Consider the following 19511-nt stretch of genomic DNA (forward strand, 5'->3'; position numbering starts at 1 on the left):
GTACGGCGCGGGCGGGGATAGCGTCGACGGCATGGTCGCGCCGTACTGGGTGACGCGGGTGAACCTGCGGTTCACCAACAAGGTCATGGGTCTGCTGTCCGACGACGTGCCGCCGCTCGCGACCCTGCACCACGTGGGCCGGACCTCGGGGCGGCGCTTCCGCACGCCCGTGATGGCGTTCCCCACGCCGCGCGGGTTCGCGATCGCGCTGACCTACGGGCCGGACGTGCAGTGGCTGCACAACATCGAGGCCGGCGGCGAGACCCGGCTGGTGCGCGCTCGGCACGTGCACCGGCTGAGCGACCCGGTCCTGCTGCACGGCGACGAGGGGCTCCGGCTCCTGCCCGCGTGGACCCGCCGGTCGCTGCGGGTGCTGCGCGTGCCGGACGTCGTCGACCTCGCGTCGTCGACCCCTGGCACGACGACACCCGACGACGAGGCGGTCTCCCGCCGGATCCCGCCGCGCGGCGGACGATGAGGCTGCGCGACCGGCTGCGTCGCGCGGCGCACGCGCTCACGGCCCCGCCGGTGGCGCCCGCGGCCGACGAGCCCCCACCGCCGCCACCGGTCCCGGACGACCTCGTCCCGCTGCTGCGCGAGCTCGGCTCGGCGCTGCTGTCGTCGGGGCAGTCGGTGATGGACACCGAGCACCAGCTCACCGCGGTCGCCGACGCGTACGGCGCGGACCAGGTGCGCGTGCTCGTGCTGCCGACGGGCGTGGTGCTGCAGGTCGAGACCGAGCGCGGTCCGGTGTCCGACGTGACCGGCCCCGGCTCGTCCGGCGCGCTGAGGCTGCACCAGGTCGGTGCGGTCGACTCGCTCGTGTCCGAGCTGGTCGCGGGCGACGTGGACCTCGCCGACGCGCGCTCGCGGCTGCGCACCGCGCTCGCGACCCCGCCGCGGTTCGGCCCGTTGCTCGTCGTGCTCGGCCACGCGCTGCTGACGTTCGCGTTCGGCCTGATCCTGTACCCGGTCCCCGAGGCGCTGTGGCTGTACCTCGCGATGGGCGCCGCGGTGGGCGCGCTGCGGCTCGTCGCGACGCGGTGGCAGACCCTCGACGCCGTGCTGCCCGTGGTCGCGGCGTTCCTCGTCACGTGGCTGTGCGTCGACGCCGTCGGGCCGTGGCTCGGCGGTGACCCGTTGCGCCTGCTCACACCCGCGCTCGTGAGCTTCCTGCCCGGTGCGGTGCTCACGGTCGCCGCGATGGAGCTCACCAGCAACCAGGTGGTCGCGGGCGGGTCCCGCATGGTGTTCGGCATCGCCCAGCTGCTGCTGCTCGCGTTCGGTGTCGTCGCAGGGGTCGCGGTGAGCGGCGGGTTCGTCGTCGCGGCGTCGGCGCCTCTGCTCGGCTGGTGGAGCGCCTGGGTGGGAGTGCTCCTCGTCGCCGTGGGGCACCGGTACTTCTCGTCGCCGCCCGCGCACTCGTTCTGGTGGATCGTCCTCGCGCTGTACGCGACGTTCGCCGCGCAGCAGCTCGGTGCGACGTTCCTGCCGAGCGAGCTCGCGGGGTTCGTCGGCGGGCTCGTCATCGCCCCGGTGTCGCTGCTCATCGCGCGGGCCAGGACGGGTCCACCGGTGCTGGTGACGACCCTGCCGGCGTTCTGGCTGCTGGTGCCGGGCGCGCTCGCGTTCCGCGGGCTGTCGGAGATCGCGACCGGCGAGTCCTTCGGCGCTGCGGACCTGGTGAGCACGGCCCTCGCGCTGTTCTCGATCGCGCTCGGCGTGCTCGTCGGGACGTCGTTGACGCGCGACGTGCGGCAGGTGAGCTCGGTGGTGGGTCGCCGCGTCGGGCTCCGGACGGGACGACGAGCGGGCTGACGACCGGACTGACGAGCGAGGCGACGAACGGGTTGGCTCACAGCCCGGCCGTCGGCCGTCGGCCGATGAGATCTCGCGCCGACCCATTCAAGGGAGCGCTCCCCCGCGGTATTGACAGCGGGAATGTCCGGGTTCAAGGTATTCCCTCAGAGAGCGCTCCCTCGCGTTCTCCAGCCCGCCACCCGTGTCAATGACGACCTCTGGGGGTAGTCCGCATGTCCATCACCACGCACCACCCGGCTCGCACCGTGCGCCGGTCCCGCCCCGCCGGCCGCATGGCCGTCGCGGCGCTCACCGCGCTCGCCGCGGCCCTCGCGTTCGCGGCGGTCCGCGCCGACGACGCGCACGCCGCGGCGCCCGTCGTCCTCTCGCAGGGCAAGCCGACGACCGCGTCGTCGTCCGAGTCCGCCGCGACCCCCGCGAGCGCGGCGACCGACGGCGACGCCGGCACCCGCTGGTCGAGCGGCTTCTCCGACAACCAGTGGATCCAGGTCGACCTCGGCTCGGCACAGGCGATCTCCGAGGTCGACCTCACGTGGGAGGCCGCGTACGCGAAGACGTACACGATCCAGACGTCGAACGACGGCACCACGTGGACCAAGGTGCTCGACGGGACCGCGTCGTCGGCCGCCAAGCAGCAGCTCGCCGTCAGCGCGAACGCCCGCTACGTGCGCCTCACCGGGACGTCCCGCGCGACGCAGTACGGGATCTCGCTGTGGGAGCTGCAGGTGCTCGGATCCACCGCACCCGTCACGTCGACGCTCCTGTCGCAGGGGAAGCCGACGACCGCGTCGTCCGCCGAGTCCGCGGCGACGCCCGCGACCGCAGCGACCGACGGCGACGCAGGCACCCGCTGGTCGAGCGCGTTCTCCGACCCGCAGTGGATCCAGGTGGACCTGGGCTCGTCGAAGACGCTCAGCCGCGTGGACCTCAACTGGGAGGCCGCGTACTCCAAGGCGTTCCAGATCCAGGCGTCGTCGGACGGCAGCACGTGGACGACGCTCGCGACGAGCGCCGCGACCGGCGCCGGCAAGCAGTCCGTGAACGTCTCGGGCAGCGGCCGCTACGTGCGCCTCTACTCGACGGCGCGTGCGACCGGCTACGGCGTGTCGCTGTGGGAGCTGCAGGTCTTCGGCTCGGACGGCACGACGACGCCGACCGACCCGCCCACCACCACCCCGCCGACCGGCTCCGCGGTGCTGCTCTCGTACAAGAAGCCGGCGACGGCCTCGTCGTTCCAGGACGACGCGCAGTGCCCCGGCTGCACGCCGGACAAGGCCGTCGACTACGACACCGCGACCCGTTGGGCCGTCAACGCCACGACCGGCTGGACCGATGCCGGCTGGTACCAGGTGGACCTCGGCGCGACCGCGCACGTCTCCCAGGTGGTCCTGCAGTGGGACCCCGCCTACGCGACGGGCTACCAGATCCAGGTCTCGCCGAACGCCAGCACGTGGACGACGATCTACACGACGACCACCGGCAAGGGGCTCAAGGAGACGCTGAACGTCTCGGGCGACGGTCGCTACGTCCGCATCAACATGACGAAGCGCTCGGGCCCGTACGGGTACTCGCTGTACTCGTTCGACGTCTACGGCACCGGTGGCAACCCGGTCCAGCCGCCGACGAGCACGGTCCCCGCCCCGAACTTCACGCGCCTCGCGTGGAGCGACGAGTTCAACGGCGCCGCAGGCACCGGCCCGGACACCTCGAAGTGGACCGTCGACGCGGGCACCGGCCAGAACGGCGAGCAGGAGTACTACACGCCGAGCGGCAACCTCAACATGGACGGCCAGGGGCACCTCGTGATCGAGGCTCGCAAGCAGTCCGCGGGCGGCCGCGACTACACGTCGGGCCGCATGAACACGGGCGGGAAGTTCACGTTCCAGTACGGCCGCGTCGAGGCGCGGATCAAGGTGCCCGCCGGGCAGGGCTACTGGCCCGCGTTCTGGATGATGGGTGCGAACTTCCTCACCGGCACGCCGTGGCCCGCCAACGGCGAGGTCGACATCATGGAGGTGCTCGGCAAGGACACGACCACGTCGTACTCGACGCTGCACGCCCCGGCGTACAACGGCGCCGGCGGGTACGGCGGCTCCTACAAGCTGCCCGACGGCTCGCAGCTGTCGAACGACTTCCACACCTGGGCAGCCGAGTGGGACGCGAACGGCATCCGCTACTACCTCGACAACCGCCTGGTGTTCACGGCCGACAAGGCGACCGTGGAGTCGACCCGCGGCCCGTGGATCTACGACCACGACTTCTACGTGATCCTCAACCTCGCGGTGGGCGGTGACTGGCCGGGCAACGTCGACGCGACGACGCCGTTCCCCGCCAAGATGCTCGTGGACTACGTGCGCGTCTACCGCTGATCCGCACCGGACCCGCTGCACTTGTGACAGGAGCTGCCTCCCGGGAGCTCCGGAGAGTCCCACCAGGCTCACCAGTCACAAGTGCAGCGGGTTGCGTCGGTGCTATAAGAGGGACCATGGCCAGCACGCCCACCGGATCCGGCGCGTCGACGATCGAGGAGGTCGCTCGGCGCGCCGGCGTCTCCCGCTCCACCGTCTCGCGCGTGCTCAACGGCGTCGCCACGGTGGACCCCCGCATGCGGCGGGCGGTCGACGAGGCCGTGCGCGCCACGGGCTACGTCCCGAACCTGGCGGCGCGCTCGCTGGTCACGCGCCGCACCGACTCGGTCGCGCTCGTCATCTCCGAGCCCGCGACCGGATCCGCGGGCGCCGAGTTCCTGCAGCGGATCTTCTCCGACCCGTACTTCGGCCGCGTCACCGCGGGCGCCCAGCAGGTGCTGCAGGCAGTCGGCGTGCACCTCGTCGTCGTGCCCGCCGACCGCGACGCGCACGACTTCGTGCTCTCCTACCTGCGTCAGGGCCACGTCGACGGCGTGCTGTTCCTGTCCGGCGGCGACGAGGCCGGGCTGCCCACCGCGCTGTCCGCCATGAACGTGCCCCTCGTGCTCTCGCACCAGCCGCGGACGTCGCTCGCCGTGAGCTGGGTGGACGCCGACCAGACGATCGGCGGGCGGCTCGCGGCCGAGCACCTCGCGCGTACCGGACGCCGCCGTTGCGCTGTGCTCGCCGGGCCGGCAGAGGTCGCCGCGGCGCGCGACCGCCTCGCGGGCTTCCGGGCAGCGGCCGACGAGGCGGGCATGACGGTCGTCGTCGAGGAGGGCGACTTCAGCGCGCGTTCCGGGACACGGGCCGCGCGGGCCGTGCTCGAGCAGCACCCCGACGTCGACGCGGTGTTCGCCGCGAACGACCTGGTCGCCGACGCGGCCGTGCGCGTCCTGCTCGACGCCGGCCGGCGCGTCCCGGACGACGTGGCCGTGATCGGGTTCGACGACTCCGCGGCCGCGCGCGAGTCGACGCCCGCGCTGACCACCGTGCGTCAGCCCGTCGAGGACATGGCGGGTGAGATGGCGCGCCTGCTGCTCGACCGGATCCGCACGCCCGCGCAGCCCCCGCGCGGCGTGATGTTCACGCCCACGCTCGTCGTGCGCGAGACGGCCTGACGCCGACCTGCCGCACGCAGCACGAGAGGGGCCCGGCGACGCGCGCCGGGCCCCTCTCGTCGTCCCACACCCCGGGACCTCCCCTCCCGCGTCCTGCACGAGGACGCAGGGAGGACGCTCGCGCCCGGCTCGCACCAGGGCCGGGCGCGAGCGCCGTTCAGCTCACCAGGTCGACGGGGCCGGCGGCGTCACGACCGGCGGGGCGTCGTTGCAGGTGATCGCGTTGGGCACGAACGGCGTGAGCCAATTGGTGCCCGGGTGCCACGGGTTGTTGTCCGTGCCGTCGTTGCCGCCGAGGTCCACCAGGGAGAACTCGGAGCCGGTCGACGCGAAGTGGAACGACCCGCAGTTGTTGACGCCGGCCCAGCCGACGTTGCGGACGTCGACGTTCTCGAACGTCGCCGACCCGAAGGCGCGGGCAGACACCACGGACGTCCCCGCGCCGTCGACCTGCACGTCCTTGAAGTGCATGTCGTCGATGCCGTACTGGTCCTTCACGCCCCACTCGGACACCAGCATGATCGCGTTGTACCCGTTGTCGAGGTAGTGGTCCCCCGTGACGTCGATGCCCTGCACCGAGCCCTCGAGCGCGTAGACCCACAGCGCGCCGAGCCCGATCTTCCAGTTGAGGTCGAGCGTGCTGGCGCGCACGGTCGTGTTGTCCTGGAAGGTGGTGCGGCCGGCGAACGGCGTGGAGCCGAAGCGCTGGCCGGCGTGCAGGCCGCTGCCCTCGCGCACGGGGTCGGCGACGACGTTGGCGACGACCTTGTTGTCGTGGCCGCCGTAGATCGCGATGCCGTTGGCGAGCGTCGGGTTGAGCACCGTGTTGTGGGAGAACACGTTGTCGTGGTCCGCATCGGCGGTGGCGGACGTGACCTGGTTCGACCACATGGCCAGCGCGTCGTCGCCCGTGTTCCGGATGAAGTTGTTGGTCACCGTGGCGTGCGAGATGCCGCGGCGCAGGTTCAGCCCGTCGGCGATCTGGTCGACGATGACGTTGTCCTTCACCGTGAGCCCGTCGAACGGCCCGTCGAACCACATGCCGACCTTGGTGTGCTGGATGTACAGCCGCTCCACGGTGGAACCGCCGCCCAGCGCGCCGCCGATGCCGTTGACCTGGTCGTCGTCGACCCGCTCGCGGACGTCGCCGACGATCGCGAAGTCGGACAGGTGCACGCGCTTCGAGCCGCCGTCCTCGACGTACTTGCCGTAGACGCCGACGCCGTCACCGGTGAGCGTCGTCCACCAGCTCCCCGCCCCCTGGATGGTCACGTCGTCGACCACCAGGTGACGGTCGACCTTGTACCGCCCCGGCGGGATGTACAGCGCGACGCCACGCTTCTTGGCCGCGGCGATCGCCTTGTCGAGCGCGTCCGCCGAGCTGCGCCGGCCCGTGGGGTCGGCGCCGTAGAGCCACGCGTTGACCGCACCGCGCGGGGGCGCCTTGGGCAGCCCGACCTGCTCGAAGTCGGCGAGGTCGATCGTCGCCGACGGGAGCTTGCTGCCCGCCGGCAGGGACACCTTGACGGTGTCACCCTTCTTCAGCGGCAGCACCAGCGGGATGCGCAGCTCGCTGTAGAAGTGGAATGGCCGGAACGGCTTGGCGAACACCGGCGCGGGCGTCGTCGCCGAGGGCACGCAGCCGCACTCGGTGAGCCACCAGTCCTGGTTCGGGTCGGCCTGGGGGTCGTTCGAGAACGGGTACGTGCCGTATAGCCACGAGAACTGCGACGTGAGCGTCGCGCTCGTCAGCTTGTGCCCGTTCACCGAGATGTCGACCGGTCCGGTCAGGCCGCCGCCGGTGGCCGAGTCGGGGATCGAGTAGCGCAGCGTCATCGCGTTGGCCGGCCTGGTCAGCGTGAACTGCACGTAGTCCTTGGCGCCCTTGAGCGTCACCGCGCTGCGGCCGGACGCCTCGCTCGCGAGCGTGTACGGCGTGCGGTCGGGGCCGACGAGCGTGCCCTGGTAGGTCGCGTTCTCGGCCTCCTGCTCGACGAACGGGACGCTCGCTCCGCGGCCTGCGGTCAGGGCCGGGGAGATGCCGGCGACGGTCTCGACGCCCGGCTTGGGCTGCTGCGCGGCGAGACCCGGCTGGGCGACGGCGAGCGTCGCGACGAGGGCGAGCGCGCCGGTGGCGGCGACGCGGGACGTGATCCGCGCTCGGTTCGCTGGGGCGTTGCCGCGGGTGTTCTCGCGGGTGTTCTCGCGGGGGTTCTCGCGGGTGATCTCGCGGGTACGGACGATGTTCCTCACGGAGGCGCCTCCTTGCGCACCGGGGGCCGACGCCGGGGGTACGCGGCGTCGCATGACGGACACACGGTACGGATCGGGACAATCACGCGGCAAGACTGAATGGCAAACTGGAAGAACTTACGTCTGCGATGCAAGTTGGCATCATCGTTCGATGCAAACCCCCGCGAACAGCACAACACCCCCAGCCGTCCACGCCCCCACCCGGGTGACACCGTCGCCCCGGCACCGACCACCCCGCCGTCCGGACCGCGTGGAACGTCGACTCACCCCGAGCCACATCCCACCCGCTCGCACCGAGGGCCGCGTGGGGCGCAGCGACGGGGTGTGTGCCGGGGACCCGTGAGCCGTGGCCCGCGACGGGTGCGCGGTGACGCGGCGGGGGCCGGGACGGCCGCAGTGCCGTCCCGGCCCCCGGCCGTCGTGCAGGTGCACCCGGGCACGCCCGGTGCACGCGAACCGCCGGACCCCCGTCCGCCACGCACTGCCGACGGGGGCCCGGCGGTGGTCGTCAGCTCAGACCGCTCTTCATCGCGGAGATGAGCTCACCGTTCGAGGTGTCGCCGGACAGCTCCCAGAAGAAGCTGCCGCCGAGACCCTTGTTCTTCGCCCAGGCCATCTTGCTGCCGATGGTCGCGGGGGTGTCGTAGCTCCACCACTCGCTGCCGCACTTGGCGTAGGCCGTGCCGCCGACGGTCCCCGTCGCAGGGCACTTGTTCTTGAGGACCTTGTAGTCTTCGATGCCCTGCTCGTAGGTGCCGGGGGCTGCGCCGGTGGCCGCCCCGCCGGGGGCCGACTGCGTGACGCCGGTCCAGCCGCGACCGTAGAACCCGACGCCCAGCAGGATCTTGTTGGCGGGCACGCCCTTGGCGATGAACTTGTTGATCGCGTCCTCGGCGTTGAAGCCGGCCTGCGGGATGCCGGGGTACGACGTGAGCGGCGCGTTCGGGGCCGTCGGGCCCTGCGGGTTCCACGCGCCGAAGTAGTCGTACGTCATGGGCATCAGCCAGGACAGCTTCTGGGTCGCCGTGGCGTAGTCGGTGGCGTCGATCTTGCCGCCGTTGCTGCCGTCGGCCGTGACCGCCGCGGTGACCAGGAAGCTGGAGCCGAACTTGTTGCGCAGTGCCGTGATGACGTTGTTGAACGCGTTCGGGCCGCTCGAGTCGCACGACAGGCCGCAGGCGTTCGGGTACTCCCAGTCGATGTCGATGCCGTCCCACAGGCCGGCCCAGCGCGGGTCGTTGAGCAGGTCGTAGCACGACTGCGCGAAGGCGGTCGGGTTGGCCGCGGCCTGCGTGAAGCCGGACGACCAGGTCCAACCACCGAACGACCAGAGGACCTTGAGGTTCGGGTTGGCCGCCTTGAGCTTCTTGAGCTGGTTGAAGTTGCCGCGCAGCGGCTGGTCCCAGGTGTCGGCGACGCCGTCGACGCTCTGGTCGGCCGTGTACGCCTTGTCGTAGTCGGCGTACGAGTCGCCGATCGAGCACTTGCCGCCCGTGGTGTTCCCGAACGCGTACAGGATGTGCGTCAGCTTCGACGCGCTGCCCGAGGTCTTGATGTTGTTGACCTGGTAGTTGCGTCCGTAGACACCCCACTCGGCGAAGTAGCCGACGAGCTTCTTGCCGCTCGGGTCGACCGTCGGCGTGACCGTCGGGGTCACGGTCGGCGTGACCGTCGGGGTCACGGTGGGCGTCGTCGTCGGCGTCGTGGTGGTCGTCGGGCTGGTCGTCACGGTGCCGCCGGTACAGGTGGCGCCGTTGATGGTGCACCCGGTGGGCTGCTTGAACGGGCCGGAGCCCACCCAGCCCCACGTCTGCGAGGCACCCGGCGCGAACGGCCCGGCCCAGCTCTTGGACGTGACCTTGTAGTGGTTCCCGGTCTTGACGACGTCGGCGTCCCACGAGCTGGTGACGGCTGTGCCGGCCGGCAGGTCGAACTCGAGGGTCCAGCTCGCAGCGGACTGCGACGAGCCGTTGGTCACCGTGATGGACGCCTGGTGGCCGGAGCCCCAGTCGCCCGCGGCGGCGAAGCTCGCGGTGAAGGTGCCGGCCGCGTCGGCCGACGAGGGGAGCGCCGCCATGACGGCGACGACGAGCCCACCGGCGACGGTGGACGCGAGGGCAGCGGCACGTCGTCGTGACCGCTGGCGGGGCTGTGCGGGGGTGGTTCCAGCCGGTGTCCCGGCTCGTCTCGCGAAGTGCATCGGTGCCTCCGTGGTGACGCATTTGGAAAGGGGGTTTAGTAAGGATCGGTAACTAATCCTCGTTCCACGAACCTATCCGCACCGGGTGAAATCGGTCAACGATTCCGACAACATCCGGCGAAACGGATTGCAAGCGATCGACAACCCGTTTCGGGCGAACGTCACGTGAACCTGTGCCTGACCTGTGCGAACGCCGTAGCCCGGGTCGGAGGGCCCGGACCGGGACGCACGGGTCACGTAGGTTGGTCCCGACGGCGCTCGTCGCCGTCCTCCGTGACCCGGTACCCCCGCACGAAAGGCGCGCACGACGATGCCCACCCCCGCCATCCACGTCTCCGACGAGGTCTCCTCCGCCGTCCGCGAGGGCCGCCCCGTCCTGGCCCTCGAGTCGACGATCTTCACGCACGGGCTCCCCCGTCCGCGCAACCTCGACGTAGCCCTCGAGGCGGAGGCCGGCCTGCGCGAGCAGGGCGTCGTGCCCGCGACGATCGGCGTCTACCAGGGCGTCCCCACGGTCGGGCTGAGCACCGAGCAGATCACCGACCTCGCCGGCACCGACGGCATCGCCAAGGTCAGCCTGCGCGACCTGCCGGTCGCCTCGGCGCTGGGCCTGCACGGCGGCACGACCGTCGCCGCGACGGCGTTCCTCGCGCACCGCGCGGGCGTGCGCGTCTTCTCGACCGGCGGCCTGGGCGGCGTGCACCGGGGGGCCGCGGAGTCGTTCGACGAGTCCGCCGACCTCACCGTCCTCGCGCGCACCCCGATCCTCGTGATCAGCGCCGGTGTGAAGTCGATCCTCGACGTCGCCGCGACGCTCGAGCGCTTCGAGACCCTCAACATCCCGGTGCTGGGCTACCGCACCACCGCGTACCCGGGCTTCTACGTGTCCGACTCGGGCTTCGAGGTGAACTTCGCGGTGGACTCCCCCGAGCAGACCGCGGACGTCATCTCCGCGCGCGACGAGCTGGGCCTCGAGCAGGCGATCCTGCTGGCCAACCCCGTCGCGGCGGACAAGCAGCTGCCGCCCGAGGAGCTCGACGCGATCCTCCAGCGCGCGTGGACCGAGGCGGACGCCCAGGGGGTGCACGGCAACGCGATCACGCCGTTCCTGCTCGACTTCATCCAGCGGGACACCGGCGGCCGCAGCCTCGACGTCAACGTCGAGGTGTACCGCGGCAACGTCGCGCTCGGGGGCCAGGTCGCCGCCGCGCTCGTCGCGCGCTGATGCTCGCCGTCCTCGGTGACCTGGTCGAGGACGTCGTCGTCTGGCTCGACGAGGACCTGCGGACCGGTACCGACACCAGCTCGCGCGTGTTCCGCACCCGCGGCGGCTCGGGTGCGAACGTCGCCGCGTTCGCGGCCGCCGCGGGCACGCCGACGCGGTTCCTCGGATGCGTCGGCGACGACCGCCTGGGTGCGGCGCTCGTGGACGGGATGACGGTGCTCGGCGTGGACGTCCGCGTCGAGCGCCGCGGTTCGACGGGCACTGTCGTCGTGCTCATCGACGCGTCGAGCGAGCGGACGATGCTGCCCGACCGCGCGGCCGCACGCGAGCTGCGCACGGTGCCCGACGAATGGCTCGACGACGTGTCCCTGCTGCACGTGTCGGGCTACGCGTTCGCGGACGGCCCCGCCGCGGCGGCGGCCCTCGACGCCGCGCGTCGCGCACGTGCGCGCGGAGCGCTGACCAGCGTCGACGTCGCCTCGACGGGGATGATGGAGCACTACGGTGTCGACGAGTTCCATCGCCTGCTCGTCGACCTCGCGCCCGACGTCCTGCTCGCCAACGCCGACGAGGCCGCGTGCCTGGGGCTGCTCGGCCCGGGGCGCGGGGGGCTCGACGCGACGACGGTCGTCGTCAAGGCCGGTGCCGACCCGACGACGGTGCTCGCGCCGGGCGCCGATCCGCTCGTCGTGCCGGTGCCGCCCGTGGCCGACGTCCGCGACTCCACGGGGGCGGGCGACGCGTTCGCCGCCGGGTTCCTCGGCGCGCTCATCGACGGCGCGGACCTGCGCGGGGCGTGCGAGCGCGCGCACGCGAGCGCGGCACGGGTGCTGGCCAACCCAGGGGCGACGCACGCCTGACCCCGGCGCGTGTCAGTGGGCGCGCGTAGGGTCGCGCCGCATGGGACCGCTGGAGCTCAGCCGCGCCGACGCGCGCCGTGTCGCGGTGCGTGCGCAGGCCCTCACGGCGGACCGACCGGACGGCCTGCTCGACGCGGTGGACCGCGTCTCGCTCCTGCAGCTCAACCCCACCGCAGCGATCGCGCCGAGCGCCGACCTGGTGCTGTGGAGCCGGCTCGGCTCGTCCTACGACCCACGCGACCTCGAGGACGCGGTCGCGACGCACCGCCTCTTCGACCTGCGCAACACCCTGCGCCCGGCGACCGACCTGCCGCTCTACCGGGCCGAGATGGCCGAGTGGCCGGGTCCGCCCGAGGGACGCGGCTGGCAGGTCGCGAACGCGCGCTGGCTGCACGACAACCGTCGCTGTCGAGACGACATCCTCGACACCCTGCGCGCCGACGGCCCGCTGCCCGCGGGCGAGCTCCCGGACACGTGCGTGCGCCCGTGGCGCTCGTCGGGATGGAACAACAGCCGCAACGTCACGATGATGCTGGACCTGCTGACGCAGACCGGCGACGTCGCGGTCGCGGGCTGGGACGGGCGCACGCGGCTGTGGGATCTCGCCGACCGCGTCTACCCGTTCCAGGCGTACCCGGACGTCGTCGAGGCGCGGCGACTGCGCGACGAGCGGCGGCTGCATGCGCTCGGCATCGCCCGCAGCCGGGGGCCGCAGTGCCCGGTCGAGCCGCTCGACGTCGGCGAGGCCGGCGAGCCCGCGGTCATCGAGGGCGTGCGCGGCTCGTGGCGCGTGGACCCGGTGTGGCTCGATGCCGGCCCCGCGCGGCCGCGGGTCGCGCTCCTGTCGCCGTTCGACCGCCTGCTGCACGACCGCAAGCGCATGACCGAGATCTTCGAGTTCGAGTACGCGCTGGAGATGTTCAAGCCGGCGGCCGCGAGACGCTGGGGCTACTACGCGCTCCCGGTGCTCGTCGGCGACCGCCTCGTCGGCAAGCTCGACGCGACCGCGGACTCCGCGCGCGGCGTGCTGCGCGTGGACGCCCTGCACCTGGACACGGACCTCACGGCCGACGAGCAACGGGCGGTCGACGACGAGATCACCGACCTCGCGCGGTGGCTCGACCTTCGCATCGAGCGCGCGTGACCTCGGCCTCGGAGTCGGTGCGTCGTTGGTCCGTGCGGGCGGTCCACAGGCGCGCACGGTGACCTGCCGCGTCCGCGTCTGGCACGATCCGACCCGTGGACGACGGACCGGCACCTGGGTGGTACCCCGACGGCGTGACGCCCGGGGTGCTGCGTTGGTTCGACGGGACGGGGTGGACGGAGCACACCGCGCCCGTCGCGCCTGCTGCTCCGGTCGCTCCGGTCGCGCCCGCTGTTCCGGTCGCTCCGGTCGCGGAGCCGCCCGTGCGCGCCGCGTCGCAGTCGTGGGCACCGCAACCGACGAGCTCGCAGGCCGCCGTGTCCCCACCGTGGGCGTCGCAGCCCGACTGGGCGACCGGCGCGACTCAGGCCGGCGGATCGCCGTACGTGCCTGATCCCCGTTTCGACCCCGCTGCGGCCGCAGGCTCCGCGGGCTCGCCCTCGCTGTTCGACCGTCGCAGCGTGGTCGACCAGGTCGAGTCGAGTCCCGAGTTCGCCCGCCACCGGCTCGCGGACGCGCGGCGCCGCCGACGGCGGGCGGTCGGGCTCTACTGCACCGCGGTGGGACTGATGCTGCTCGTCGGCGGGCTGGACGTGCTCATGCGCGGACCGGGCACCGAGTGGTACCTGGCGTGCCTCGGTGTCGTCGTGCTGCTGTCCAAGGCGTCGCGCGACTACCAGCGCGGGGTGTTCCGCGGGGCTCCCCCCTTCTCTGCGCTCACCTGGGTGGTCGCCGTGCTCCTGCTCCTGGCGGGGCTGGCCGCGATGAGCGCTCCGTGGTTCGCGGTGAAGAACGACGTCGACGAGATCAGCCGACTGGTCGACCAGCAGGTCGGCTGACGGTCACGACTCACGACCGGACTCCGACTGAAGGCGCCGTCGGCACGGATCAACGGGCTTTGTCGCAGCAGCTCCGAGAACACGCCCGCAGCCGCGGCCGTGCGCGTATCGTCACGCGAATGACGAGGACCACGCAGGTGGAGCTCGACCGAGCGGTGCGGACGAGGCGCGGGGGGTGGTTGGCGGCCGGCCTCGCCGCCGTGCTCGCCCTCGTCGCGTTCGGGGCCGCACCCGCCGACGCCGCCACCACCGGCACCGCGACCGTGACGGTCCGAGCGACGACTGCCGGCGGCGTGCCGATCCCGGACGCGGCGATCCGGCTCACCGCTCCGGACGGCTCGGCGACGCCAGGCATCCTTGCGGACAGCACCGGGGCCGACGGCACCGTGACCTTCACCGACGTCCCGCTCGGCAGCTACCGGGTGTGGGGCGAGGTCGACTTCGATGCCTCGGACCGGGACGCCGACCGCGCGCTCACCGTCGCGGGCGACACGTCCGTGTCGCTCGCAGTCCCCGGGGTCCAGGCCATCACGGGCACCGTCACCGACGCGGCGACCCGGGCGCCCGTCGCCGGTGCCTACGTCCTGGCCGAGGCTACGCACGCGACCGAGGACTACACCAACTACGCCGGCGCGCAGACCTCGGCGACGGGCACCTACGCGCTCATCGTGCTGCCGGACTCGTACCGGGTGTCCGCGTCCACAGCGCACGCCAGTCCGGTCTACTACCGGAACACGGACCGGACGCTCGCAACGCTCTCGGTCGTCTGGGACAAGGACCGCACCGGCATCGATCTGGCAGTCGCCGCCGACTCGGTCGTGACCGGCAAGGTCACCGGTCAGGGCAAGGCGGTCCGCGGCGCGACCGTGGACCTGCCGCCGATCAGCGAGTCCACGACGAGCTCGTCGGGCGTGTTCACGACGAAGGTCCAGCCTGGCGCCTTCACCGCTCGCGTGTCGACACCTGCCTCGCGCGGCTTCCTGACGACGTACTCCGGCGGCACCGTCCGTGCGCCGGACGCGCGTCCGTTCACGACGTACTCCGGCGCCACCACCAGGCTCGACGTCGCACTCGTGGCGTCCGCTGCCCTGACGGGCAAGGTCGTGACGGCCTCGGGCAAGCCGTTGCGCAACGTGTCCGTCGCAGCGACCAACGGGGACCGAACCGGGAGCGCCCAGGCGATGACCGACAAGCACGGCGTGTACGTGCTCCGCGGGCTCGCCACCGGGAAGGTGCACGTCACGTTCGCGCGCCTCGATCGCAAGATCCCGAGTGCCACCGTCAGCGTGAAGCAGGGCACGACCACCAGGCTCACGACCAGGGTCGCTGCGTGGTCGCCGTTCGTCGTCGTGACGGGCAAGGTCACAGGGCGCGCCGTCGACGACCAGGCGGTCGAGCTGATCAGCTCGTCGCACCGCGTCGTCGCGTCCGCCACACCCGACAGGAGCGGGCGCGTCACGTTCTCCCTCGTTCCCGCCGGCACGTACCACGTGGTCGTCGTCGGCACGAACCTGAGCAAGAAGGTCGTCGTCACGGCGGGCAAGCAGGCGTCCTTCGGCACGATCGCGCGCGGCACGCTGCACAAGATCTCCGGCGTCGTGCGATCGGCCTCCGGCGCGCCGGTCGTCGGCGCGACGGTCACGATCACCGACGCGTCCGGCACACGGACCGATCCCGCCGAGACCGACGCGCACGGCCGGTTCTCGGTGGTCGGCGTCGTGACCGGCACGTACACGGTGCGCGCCAAGAGCAGGAGCACGGCCGACGGAACCGCGACCGTGAAGGTCCTCGTGCACCGTGGCAAGGACCGCACGGGCGTCTCGGTCCGGCTGCCGCGCGCCGCGACCCTTCAGGGCGTGGTCAGGAACAGCCACGGGAAGGTCGTCGCGGGCATCACCGTGAAGGTCGACGGTCGCACGACCACGACCGACGCCCGCGGCCGCTGGGTGCTGCACGGCGTCACGCCGGGTACGCGGACCGTGGCGTTCACCGATCGGTACACGGGCGGCTACCACTCGACGTCGCGCACCGTGAAGGGCACGGCGGCCAAGACGACCACGATGTCGACGGTCCACGTGCACTGACCGGCCGGCTCGTGGACCCGCCGGCGGCGTCGACCATCGTGCCGGGCCGCGCTGATGGGCTGACCTCGCGCGGCCCGGCACGTGTGCACGAAGCGGGGGTCAGAACACCCGGATCGCGATCTCCGCGGGCGCCTCGAGCAGCCGGGCGATCTCGTCGTCCATCTTCACCAGCGTGAGGCTCGCGCCCGCCATGTCCAGCGAGGTGCAGTACTCACCGACGTACGACCGCCAGACCTTGATGCCCTTCTCCTCGAGCTTGCGGTGGGCGATCCCGTAGAGGATGTAGAGCTCGCTGATCGGGGTGCCGCCCAGGCCGTTGATCATGAGCGCGACCTCGTCGCCCGACTCGTACGGCAGGTCCGGCACCACCGCGCCGAGCAGCTCGTCGACGATCTCGTCGGCACTCACCAGCTTCGCGCGGCGCCGCCCCGGCTCGCCGTGGATGCCGACGCCGACCTCCATCTCGTCGTCCCCGAGCTCGAACAGCGGCGAGCCCTTCGCGGGCGGCGTGCACGGCGTGAGCGCGATGCCCATCGTCCGGGTCACGGAGTTGACCTTCTCGCCGATCCGGACGATCTCGTCCAGCTCCGCACCCTCCTCGGCCGCTGCACCGACCGCCTTCATGACGAAGAAGTTGCCCGCGACGCCGCGCCGGCCGACCGTCCACGTCGAGTCCTGCACCGCGACGTCGTCGTTGATGAACAGCGTCTTGACGTTCATGCCCTCGGCCTCGGCGAGCTCCTGGGCCATCTCGAACGCCATCTTGTCGCCTGTGTAGTTGTTCACCAGGAGCAGGACGCCCTTGTCGGAGCGCAGCAGCTTCGCCGTCTCGAGCACGTACTCCATGGGCGGTGCGGCGAACACGTCCCCGGGGCACGCGCCGTCGAGCATCCCCTTGCCGACGACCATGACGTGGGCGGGCTCGTGACCCGATCCGGAGCCCTGGATGATCGACACCTTGTCCTGCCGGGGTGCGTCGGCCCGCATGATGAGGTTGTAGTCGGGCACGTAGGTGAGGGTGTCGGGGTTCGCGAGCGCGATGCCGGTGAGCATCTCGGGCACGAAGTTCCGCGGGTCGTTGACGAACTTCTTCATCGCTGGCTGCCTTTCCGCACGTCGTCGTGGGTCTGCTGCTTGGATCGCGCTCCGTGCCTGCCCCTGCACGCCCTGCACCCGCCTCGTCGGGCGACGATCACCACCCCTCGGCGATCTTCTCCGCGAGCACGGCCACGGCCGTCGCCCCCGGGTCGACCGAGCCGATGCTGCGCTCGCCCGTGTACGCGGCCCGGCCGCGGCGCGCCTGCAGCTCCTTGGTCGCGTCGGCCGCCGTACGTGCGGCGGTCGCCGCAGCCCGCGCGACGTCGGCGGGCGACGAACCCGCGGCGAGCTCCCGCTCGATCGCATCGGTCATCGGCACGAGCGCGTCGATGAGGGTCTTGTCCCCCAGGTCCGCGCCGCCGCGCGCCTTGATCCCCTCGACCGCGGCGCGCAGCATCGCGACGACGTCGTCGCCCGAGACGTCGTGCTTGCCCTTGACCACTCCCGCGGCCCGCAGCACTGCGGTCCCCCAGATCGGCCCCGACGTGCCGCCGATGCGGCCGCTCATCGTCACCGCGACCTTCTGCAGGAAGGTCCCGGCGTCCGCGCGGTCGAACCCGTCCCACTGGTCGCGCACGTTCTCGAATCCGCGCGCGAGCGAGTAGCCGAAGTCGCCGTCGCCCGCGACGGAGTCGAGGTCGCTGAAGTACCGCTCGTTCTCGATGCACTGGTCCGTGATGGTGCGCATCACGTACTCCACGCGTTCCTGGGTCACGCGAGCTCCTTCGTCCGGGCGGTGAGCAGTGCGGTGAGGGTGGCGAGATCGACCCGGCCTGCGGGTTCGACGCCGTACGGGTCGGCGAGCACCGTCGTCGGATCCGCGGGCGGGTCGCCGAGCGAGTCGACGACGAGCGCGGCACCCGTGAAGTCCTCGTCGGCCGTGTAGCTGCTGACCGTGACGACCGTGGTGAGCCCGCCGGCCGCGAGCGCCGCGCGCAGCCCGTTCGAGCTGTCCTCGACCACCACCGTCTCGGCCGGCCCGACGCCGAGCTCGCGCAGGGCCAGGTCGTAGATGTCGGGCGCCGGCTTCTTGGCGGGGACCACGTCCCCCGCGAACACCGCGAAGTCCCGCGCCCGCTCGACCCCGACCGCGTGCTCGAGCACCGCGCGGACCGACGCCTCGGCGGACGTGGACGCCACCGCGAGCGCCCAGCCCGCGGCGGCCGCCTCCTCGACGATCCGCGCGATCCCCGGCCTGGCGGGCAGCACCCCGTCGGCGACCATCCGTGTGTAGATCTCGGTCTTCGTGCGGTGCCAGCGTGCGACCAGCTCGCGGCGCTCGTCGGGGTCGGTGGGCATCCCCGGCGCGTCGTCGAGCACCGTCGCCAGCCGCTCCTTTCCCCCGCCGATCGCCAGCAGCTCGCCGTACCTCTCCTGCGTCCAGCGCACGGGCACCCCGAGCCGCTCGAACATGGCGTTGAACGCGGGCAGGTGCCCGTCGCGCTCGGTGTCGGCCAGCACGCCGTCGCAGTCGAACACGAGCGCGTTCATGCCCGACCTGCCGAGCCGAACTCCTCGATGTGACCCGCGACCGCGGCCTGCACCGCTGCCGAGATGTCGCGGAACATGCTGGGCGGGTCCCACCTCCCGCTCGCCCGGGCGCCCGCCAGGTGCTCCTCCGCCGAGCGCATGTACGACGTCTTCACGGCCGTGGAGATGTTGATCTTCGAGCAGCCCGCGTCGATGAACGCCCTGAAGTCCTCCGCCCGCAGCCCCGTGCCGCCGTGCAGCACGATCGGCCGGTCGGTGAGCGCCGCCAGCTCGCGCGCGCGGTCCGGCCGCAGCACCGGCGCGGCCTTGTACTCGCCGTGCGCGGTGCCCAGCTGGGGCGCGACCAGGTCGACGCCCGTCCGCTGCGCCACGTCCGCGAGCTCCTGCACCGAGTACGCGTGCAGCGCGACGTCCGACCCGACGCCGTCCTCGACGCCGATGATGTTCTCGATCTCCGACTCCACCTCGACGCCCGCGGCGTGCGCCTGCGCGACCACCTCCGCGGTCTCGCGCTCAGCGGTCGCGAGGCCGCGGTCGGACGCGTCGAACAGCACCGACGACCACCCCGCGGCGACCACGTCGGAGATGACCGCGCGGTCCGGGCAGTGGTCGAGGTGCAGCGCGACGGGTACCGGCGCGTCCTTCGTCGCCAGCCGGAACATCGTCGTCATGAGCTCGGTGCCCACGGACCGCACCGTCTTCACCGAGACCTGCACGATCAACGGCGAGCGAGCCGCGACAGCGGCCTCGACCACCGCCCGCAGGCTCAGGTCGTCGAGCACATTGACCGCCGGCACGGCGTACCCGTGCTCCCGGCCGGCCCGGGCGAGCTCCAGCGTCGATGCGAGCACGCGACCCCCTCGTCCGTCTCGTCGTTTGCATCCCGATCCGGCGGCAGTCTATACAGGTGCAGTCAGGTGCGGTCAACGGGTCGGATGGTCCGGCTACGATGCGGGGACGACGAAGG

At 72.2% G+C, this 19511-nt stretch carries 15 protein-coding genes and 1 pseudogene; 10 read left to right on the forward strand and 6 right to left on the reverse strand.

Annotated elements, in window-relative coordinates; translation table 11 throughout:
- The 4 genes from AW16_RS0109735 to AW16_RS0109720 form a co-directional block, all read left to right on the forward strand.
- Positions 1-478: nitroreductase family deazaflavin-dependent oxidoreductase (locus AW16_RS0109735; RefSeq protein WP_231496000.1), on the forward strand; the 478-nt coding region annotated here is incomplete at its 5' end.
- A complete protein-coding gene (locus tag AW16_RS0109730) occupies positions 475-1818 on the forward strand; it encodes a threonine/serine exporter ThrE family protein (protein ID WP_051681825.1) in 1344 nt (447 codons plus the stop codon). The genes AW16_RS0109735 and AW16_RS0109730, both read left to right, overlap by 4 nt.
- A gap of 215 nt (positions 1819-2033) precedes the next feature.
- Positions 2034-4190, forward strand: a complete 2157-nt coding sequence (locus tag AW16_RS0109725) for a discoidin domain-containing protein (protein ID WP_231496001.1) — start codon at positions 2034-2036, stop codon at positions 4188-4190.
- A gap of 116 nt (positions 4191-4306) precedes the next feature.
- Positions 4307-5350, forward strand: a complete 1044-nt coding sequence (locus AW16_RS0109720) for a LacI family DNA-binding transcriptional regulator (protein WP_051681826.1) — start codon at positions 4307-4309, stop codon at positions 5348-5350.
- Positions 5351-5512: 162 nt separating this feature from the next.
- Here AW16_RS0109720 and AW16_RS0109715 read toward each other — a convergent pair whose 3' ends face one another.
- Together AW16_RS0109715 and AW16_RS0109710 are read right to left on the reverse strand one after the other, a co-directional pair.
- Positions 5513-7603 carry a glycosyl hydrolase family 28-related protein gene (locus tag AW16_RS0109715; protein ID WP_231496002.1) on the reverse strand — a complete coding sequence of 697 codons (2091 nt, stop codon included), beginning with the start codon at positions 7601-7603 and terminating at the stop codon, positions 5513-5515.
- Between the two features lie 508 nt (positions 7604-8111).
- Complete coding sequence (locus tag AW16_RS0109710) at positions 8112-9680, reverse strand: glycosyl hydrolase family 18 protein (RefSeq protein ID WP_029289865.1); 1569 nt, start codon at positions 9678-9680, stop codon at positions 8112-8114.
- Positions 9681-10113: 433 nt separating this feature from the next.
- Here AW16_RS0109710 and AW16_RS0109705 point away from each other — a divergent pair, with 433 nt between their 5' ends.
- The 6 genes and pseudogenes from AW16_RS0109705 to AW16_RS0109685 all read left to right on the forward strand — a co-directional run bounded on the left by AW16_RS0109705 (position 10114) and on the right by AW16_RS0109685 (position 15955).
- Positions 10114-11028 carry a pseudouridine-5'-phosphate glycosidase gene (locus AW16_RS0109705; RefSeq protein ID WP_029289867.1) on the forward strand — a complete coding sequence of 305 codons (915 nt, stop codon included), beginning with the start codon at positions 10114-10116 and terminating at the stop codon, positions 11026-11028.
- Positions 11028-11888, forward strand: a complete 861-nt coding sequence (locus tag AW16_RS0109700; RefSeq protein ID WP_029289869.1) for a carbohydrate kinase family protein — start codon at positions 11028-11030, stop codon at positions 11886-11888. Before AW16_RS0109705 ends, AW16_RS0109700 begins: the two co-directional genes overlap by 1 nt.
- A 40-nt stretch (positions 11889-11928) precedes the next feature.
- Positions 11929-13032, forward strand: coding sequence for a DNA glycosylase AlkZ-like family protein (locus tag AW16_RS0109695; protein ID WP_029289871.1), 1104 nt, complete (start codon positions 11929-11931; stop codon positions 13030-13032).
- A gap of 95 nt (positions 13033-13127) precedes the next feature.
- Positions 13128-13232: pseudogene (locus tag AW16_RS18910) on the forward strand (DUF2510 domain-containing protein); the annotation flags it as partial.
- Positions 13233-13418: 186 nt separating this feature from the next.
- Complete coding sequence (locus AW16_RS18780; protein ID WP_231496006.1) at positions 13419-13871, forward strand: hypothetical protein; 453 nt, start codon at positions 13419-13421, stop codon at positions 13869-13871.
- Positions 13872-13990: 119 nt separating this feature from the next.
- Positions 13991-15955 carry a carboxypeptidase-like regulatory domain-containing protein gene (locus AW16_RS0109685; RefSeq protein WP_029289874.1) on the forward strand — a complete coding sequence of 655 codons (1965 nt, stop codon included), beginning with the start codon at positions 13991-13993 and terminating at the stop codon, positions 15953-15955.
- Positions 15956-16054: 99 nt separating this feature from the next.
- Here AW16_RS0109685 and dhaK read toward each other — a convergent pair whose 3' ends face one another.
- The 4 genes from dhaK to AW16_RS0109665 form a co-directional block, all read right to left on the reverse strand.
- The gene (dhaK, locus tag AW16_RS0109680; protein WP_029289875.1) at positions 16055-17050 is read right to left on the reverse strand and encodes a dihydroxyacetone kinase subunit DhaK; all 996 of its coding nucleotides are present in this window, start codon (positions 17048-17050) and stop codon (positions 16055-16057) included.
- Between the two features lie 97 nt (positions 17051-17147).
- Complete coding sequence (gene dhaL, locus AW16_RS0109675) at positions 17148-17768, reverse strand: dihydroxyacetone kinase subunit DhaL (RefSeq protein WP_231496003.1); 621 nt, start codon at positions 17766-17768, stop codon at positions 17148-17150.
- A complete protein-coding gene (locus AW16_RS0109670) occupies positions 17765-18544 on the reverse strand; it encodes an HAD-IA family hydrolase (RefSeq protein ID WP_029289878.1) in 780 nt (259 codons plus the stop codon). The genes dhaL and AW16_RS0109670 overlap by 4 nt, the downstream gene beginning before the upstream one ends.
- Positions 18541-19395, reverse strand: coding sequence for a class II fructose-bisphosphate aldolase (locus AW16_RS0109665; RefSeq protein ID WP_051681828.1), 855 nt, complete (start codon positions 19393-19395; stop codon positions 18541-18543). Before AW16_RS0109665 ends, AW16_RS0109670 begins: the two co-directional genes overlap by 4 nt.
- Positions 19396-19511: the final 116 nt, after the last annotated feature.

The sequence above is a fragment of the Cellulomonas sp. HZM genome (assembly GCF_000708885.1).
GTDB lineage: Bacteria > Actinomycetota > Actinomycetes > Actinomycetales > Cellulomonadaceae > Cellulomonas.

What these genes read in the sequence shown, in the direction of transcription:
- AW16_RS0109730 (WP_051681825.1), top strand. Translation starts at nt 475, where the DNA reads ATGAGGCTGCGCGACCGGCTGCGTCGCGCGGCGCACGCGCTCACGGCC.
- AW16_RS0109700 (WP_029289869.1), top strand. Translation starts at nt 11,028, where the DNA reads ATGCTCGCCGTCCTCGGTGACCTGGTCGAGGACGTCGTCGTCTGGCTC.
- AW16_RS0109670 (WP_029289878.1), bottom strand. Translation starts at nt 18,544, where the DNA reads ATGAACGCGCTCGTGTTCGACTGCGACGGCGTGCTGGCCGACACCGAG.
- dhaK (WP_029289875.1), bottom strand. Translation starts at nt 17,050, where the DNA reads ATGAAGAAGTTCGTCAACGACCCGCGGAACTTCGTGCCCGAGATGCTC.
- AW16_RS0109695 (WP_029289871.1), top strand. Translation starts at nt 11,929, where the DNA reads ATGGGACCGCTGGAGCTCAGCCGCGCCGACGCGCGCCGTGTCGCGGTG.
- AW16_RS0109725 (WP_231496001.1), top strand. Translation starts at nt 2,034, where the DNA reads ATGTCCATCACCACGCACCACCCGGCTCGCACCGTGCGCCGGTCCCGC.
- AW16_RS0109710 (WP_029289865.1), bottom strand. Translation starts at nt 9,680, where the DNA reads ATGGCGGCGCTCCCCTCGTCGGCCGACGCGGCCGGCACCTTCACCGCG.
- AW16_RS0109705 (WP_029289867.1), top strand. Translation starts at nt 10,114, where the DNA reads ATGCCCACCCCCGCCATCCACGTCTCCGACGAGGTCTCCTCCGCCGTC.
- AW16_RS0109720 (WP_051681826.1), top strand. Translation starts at nt 4,307, where the DNA reads ATGGCCAGCACGCCCACCGGATCCGGCGCGTCGACGATCGAGGAGGTC.
- AW16_RS0109685 (WP_029289874.1), top strand. Translation starts at nt 13,991, where the DNA reads ATGACGAGGACCACGCAGGTGGAGCTCGACCGAGCGGTGCGGACGAGG.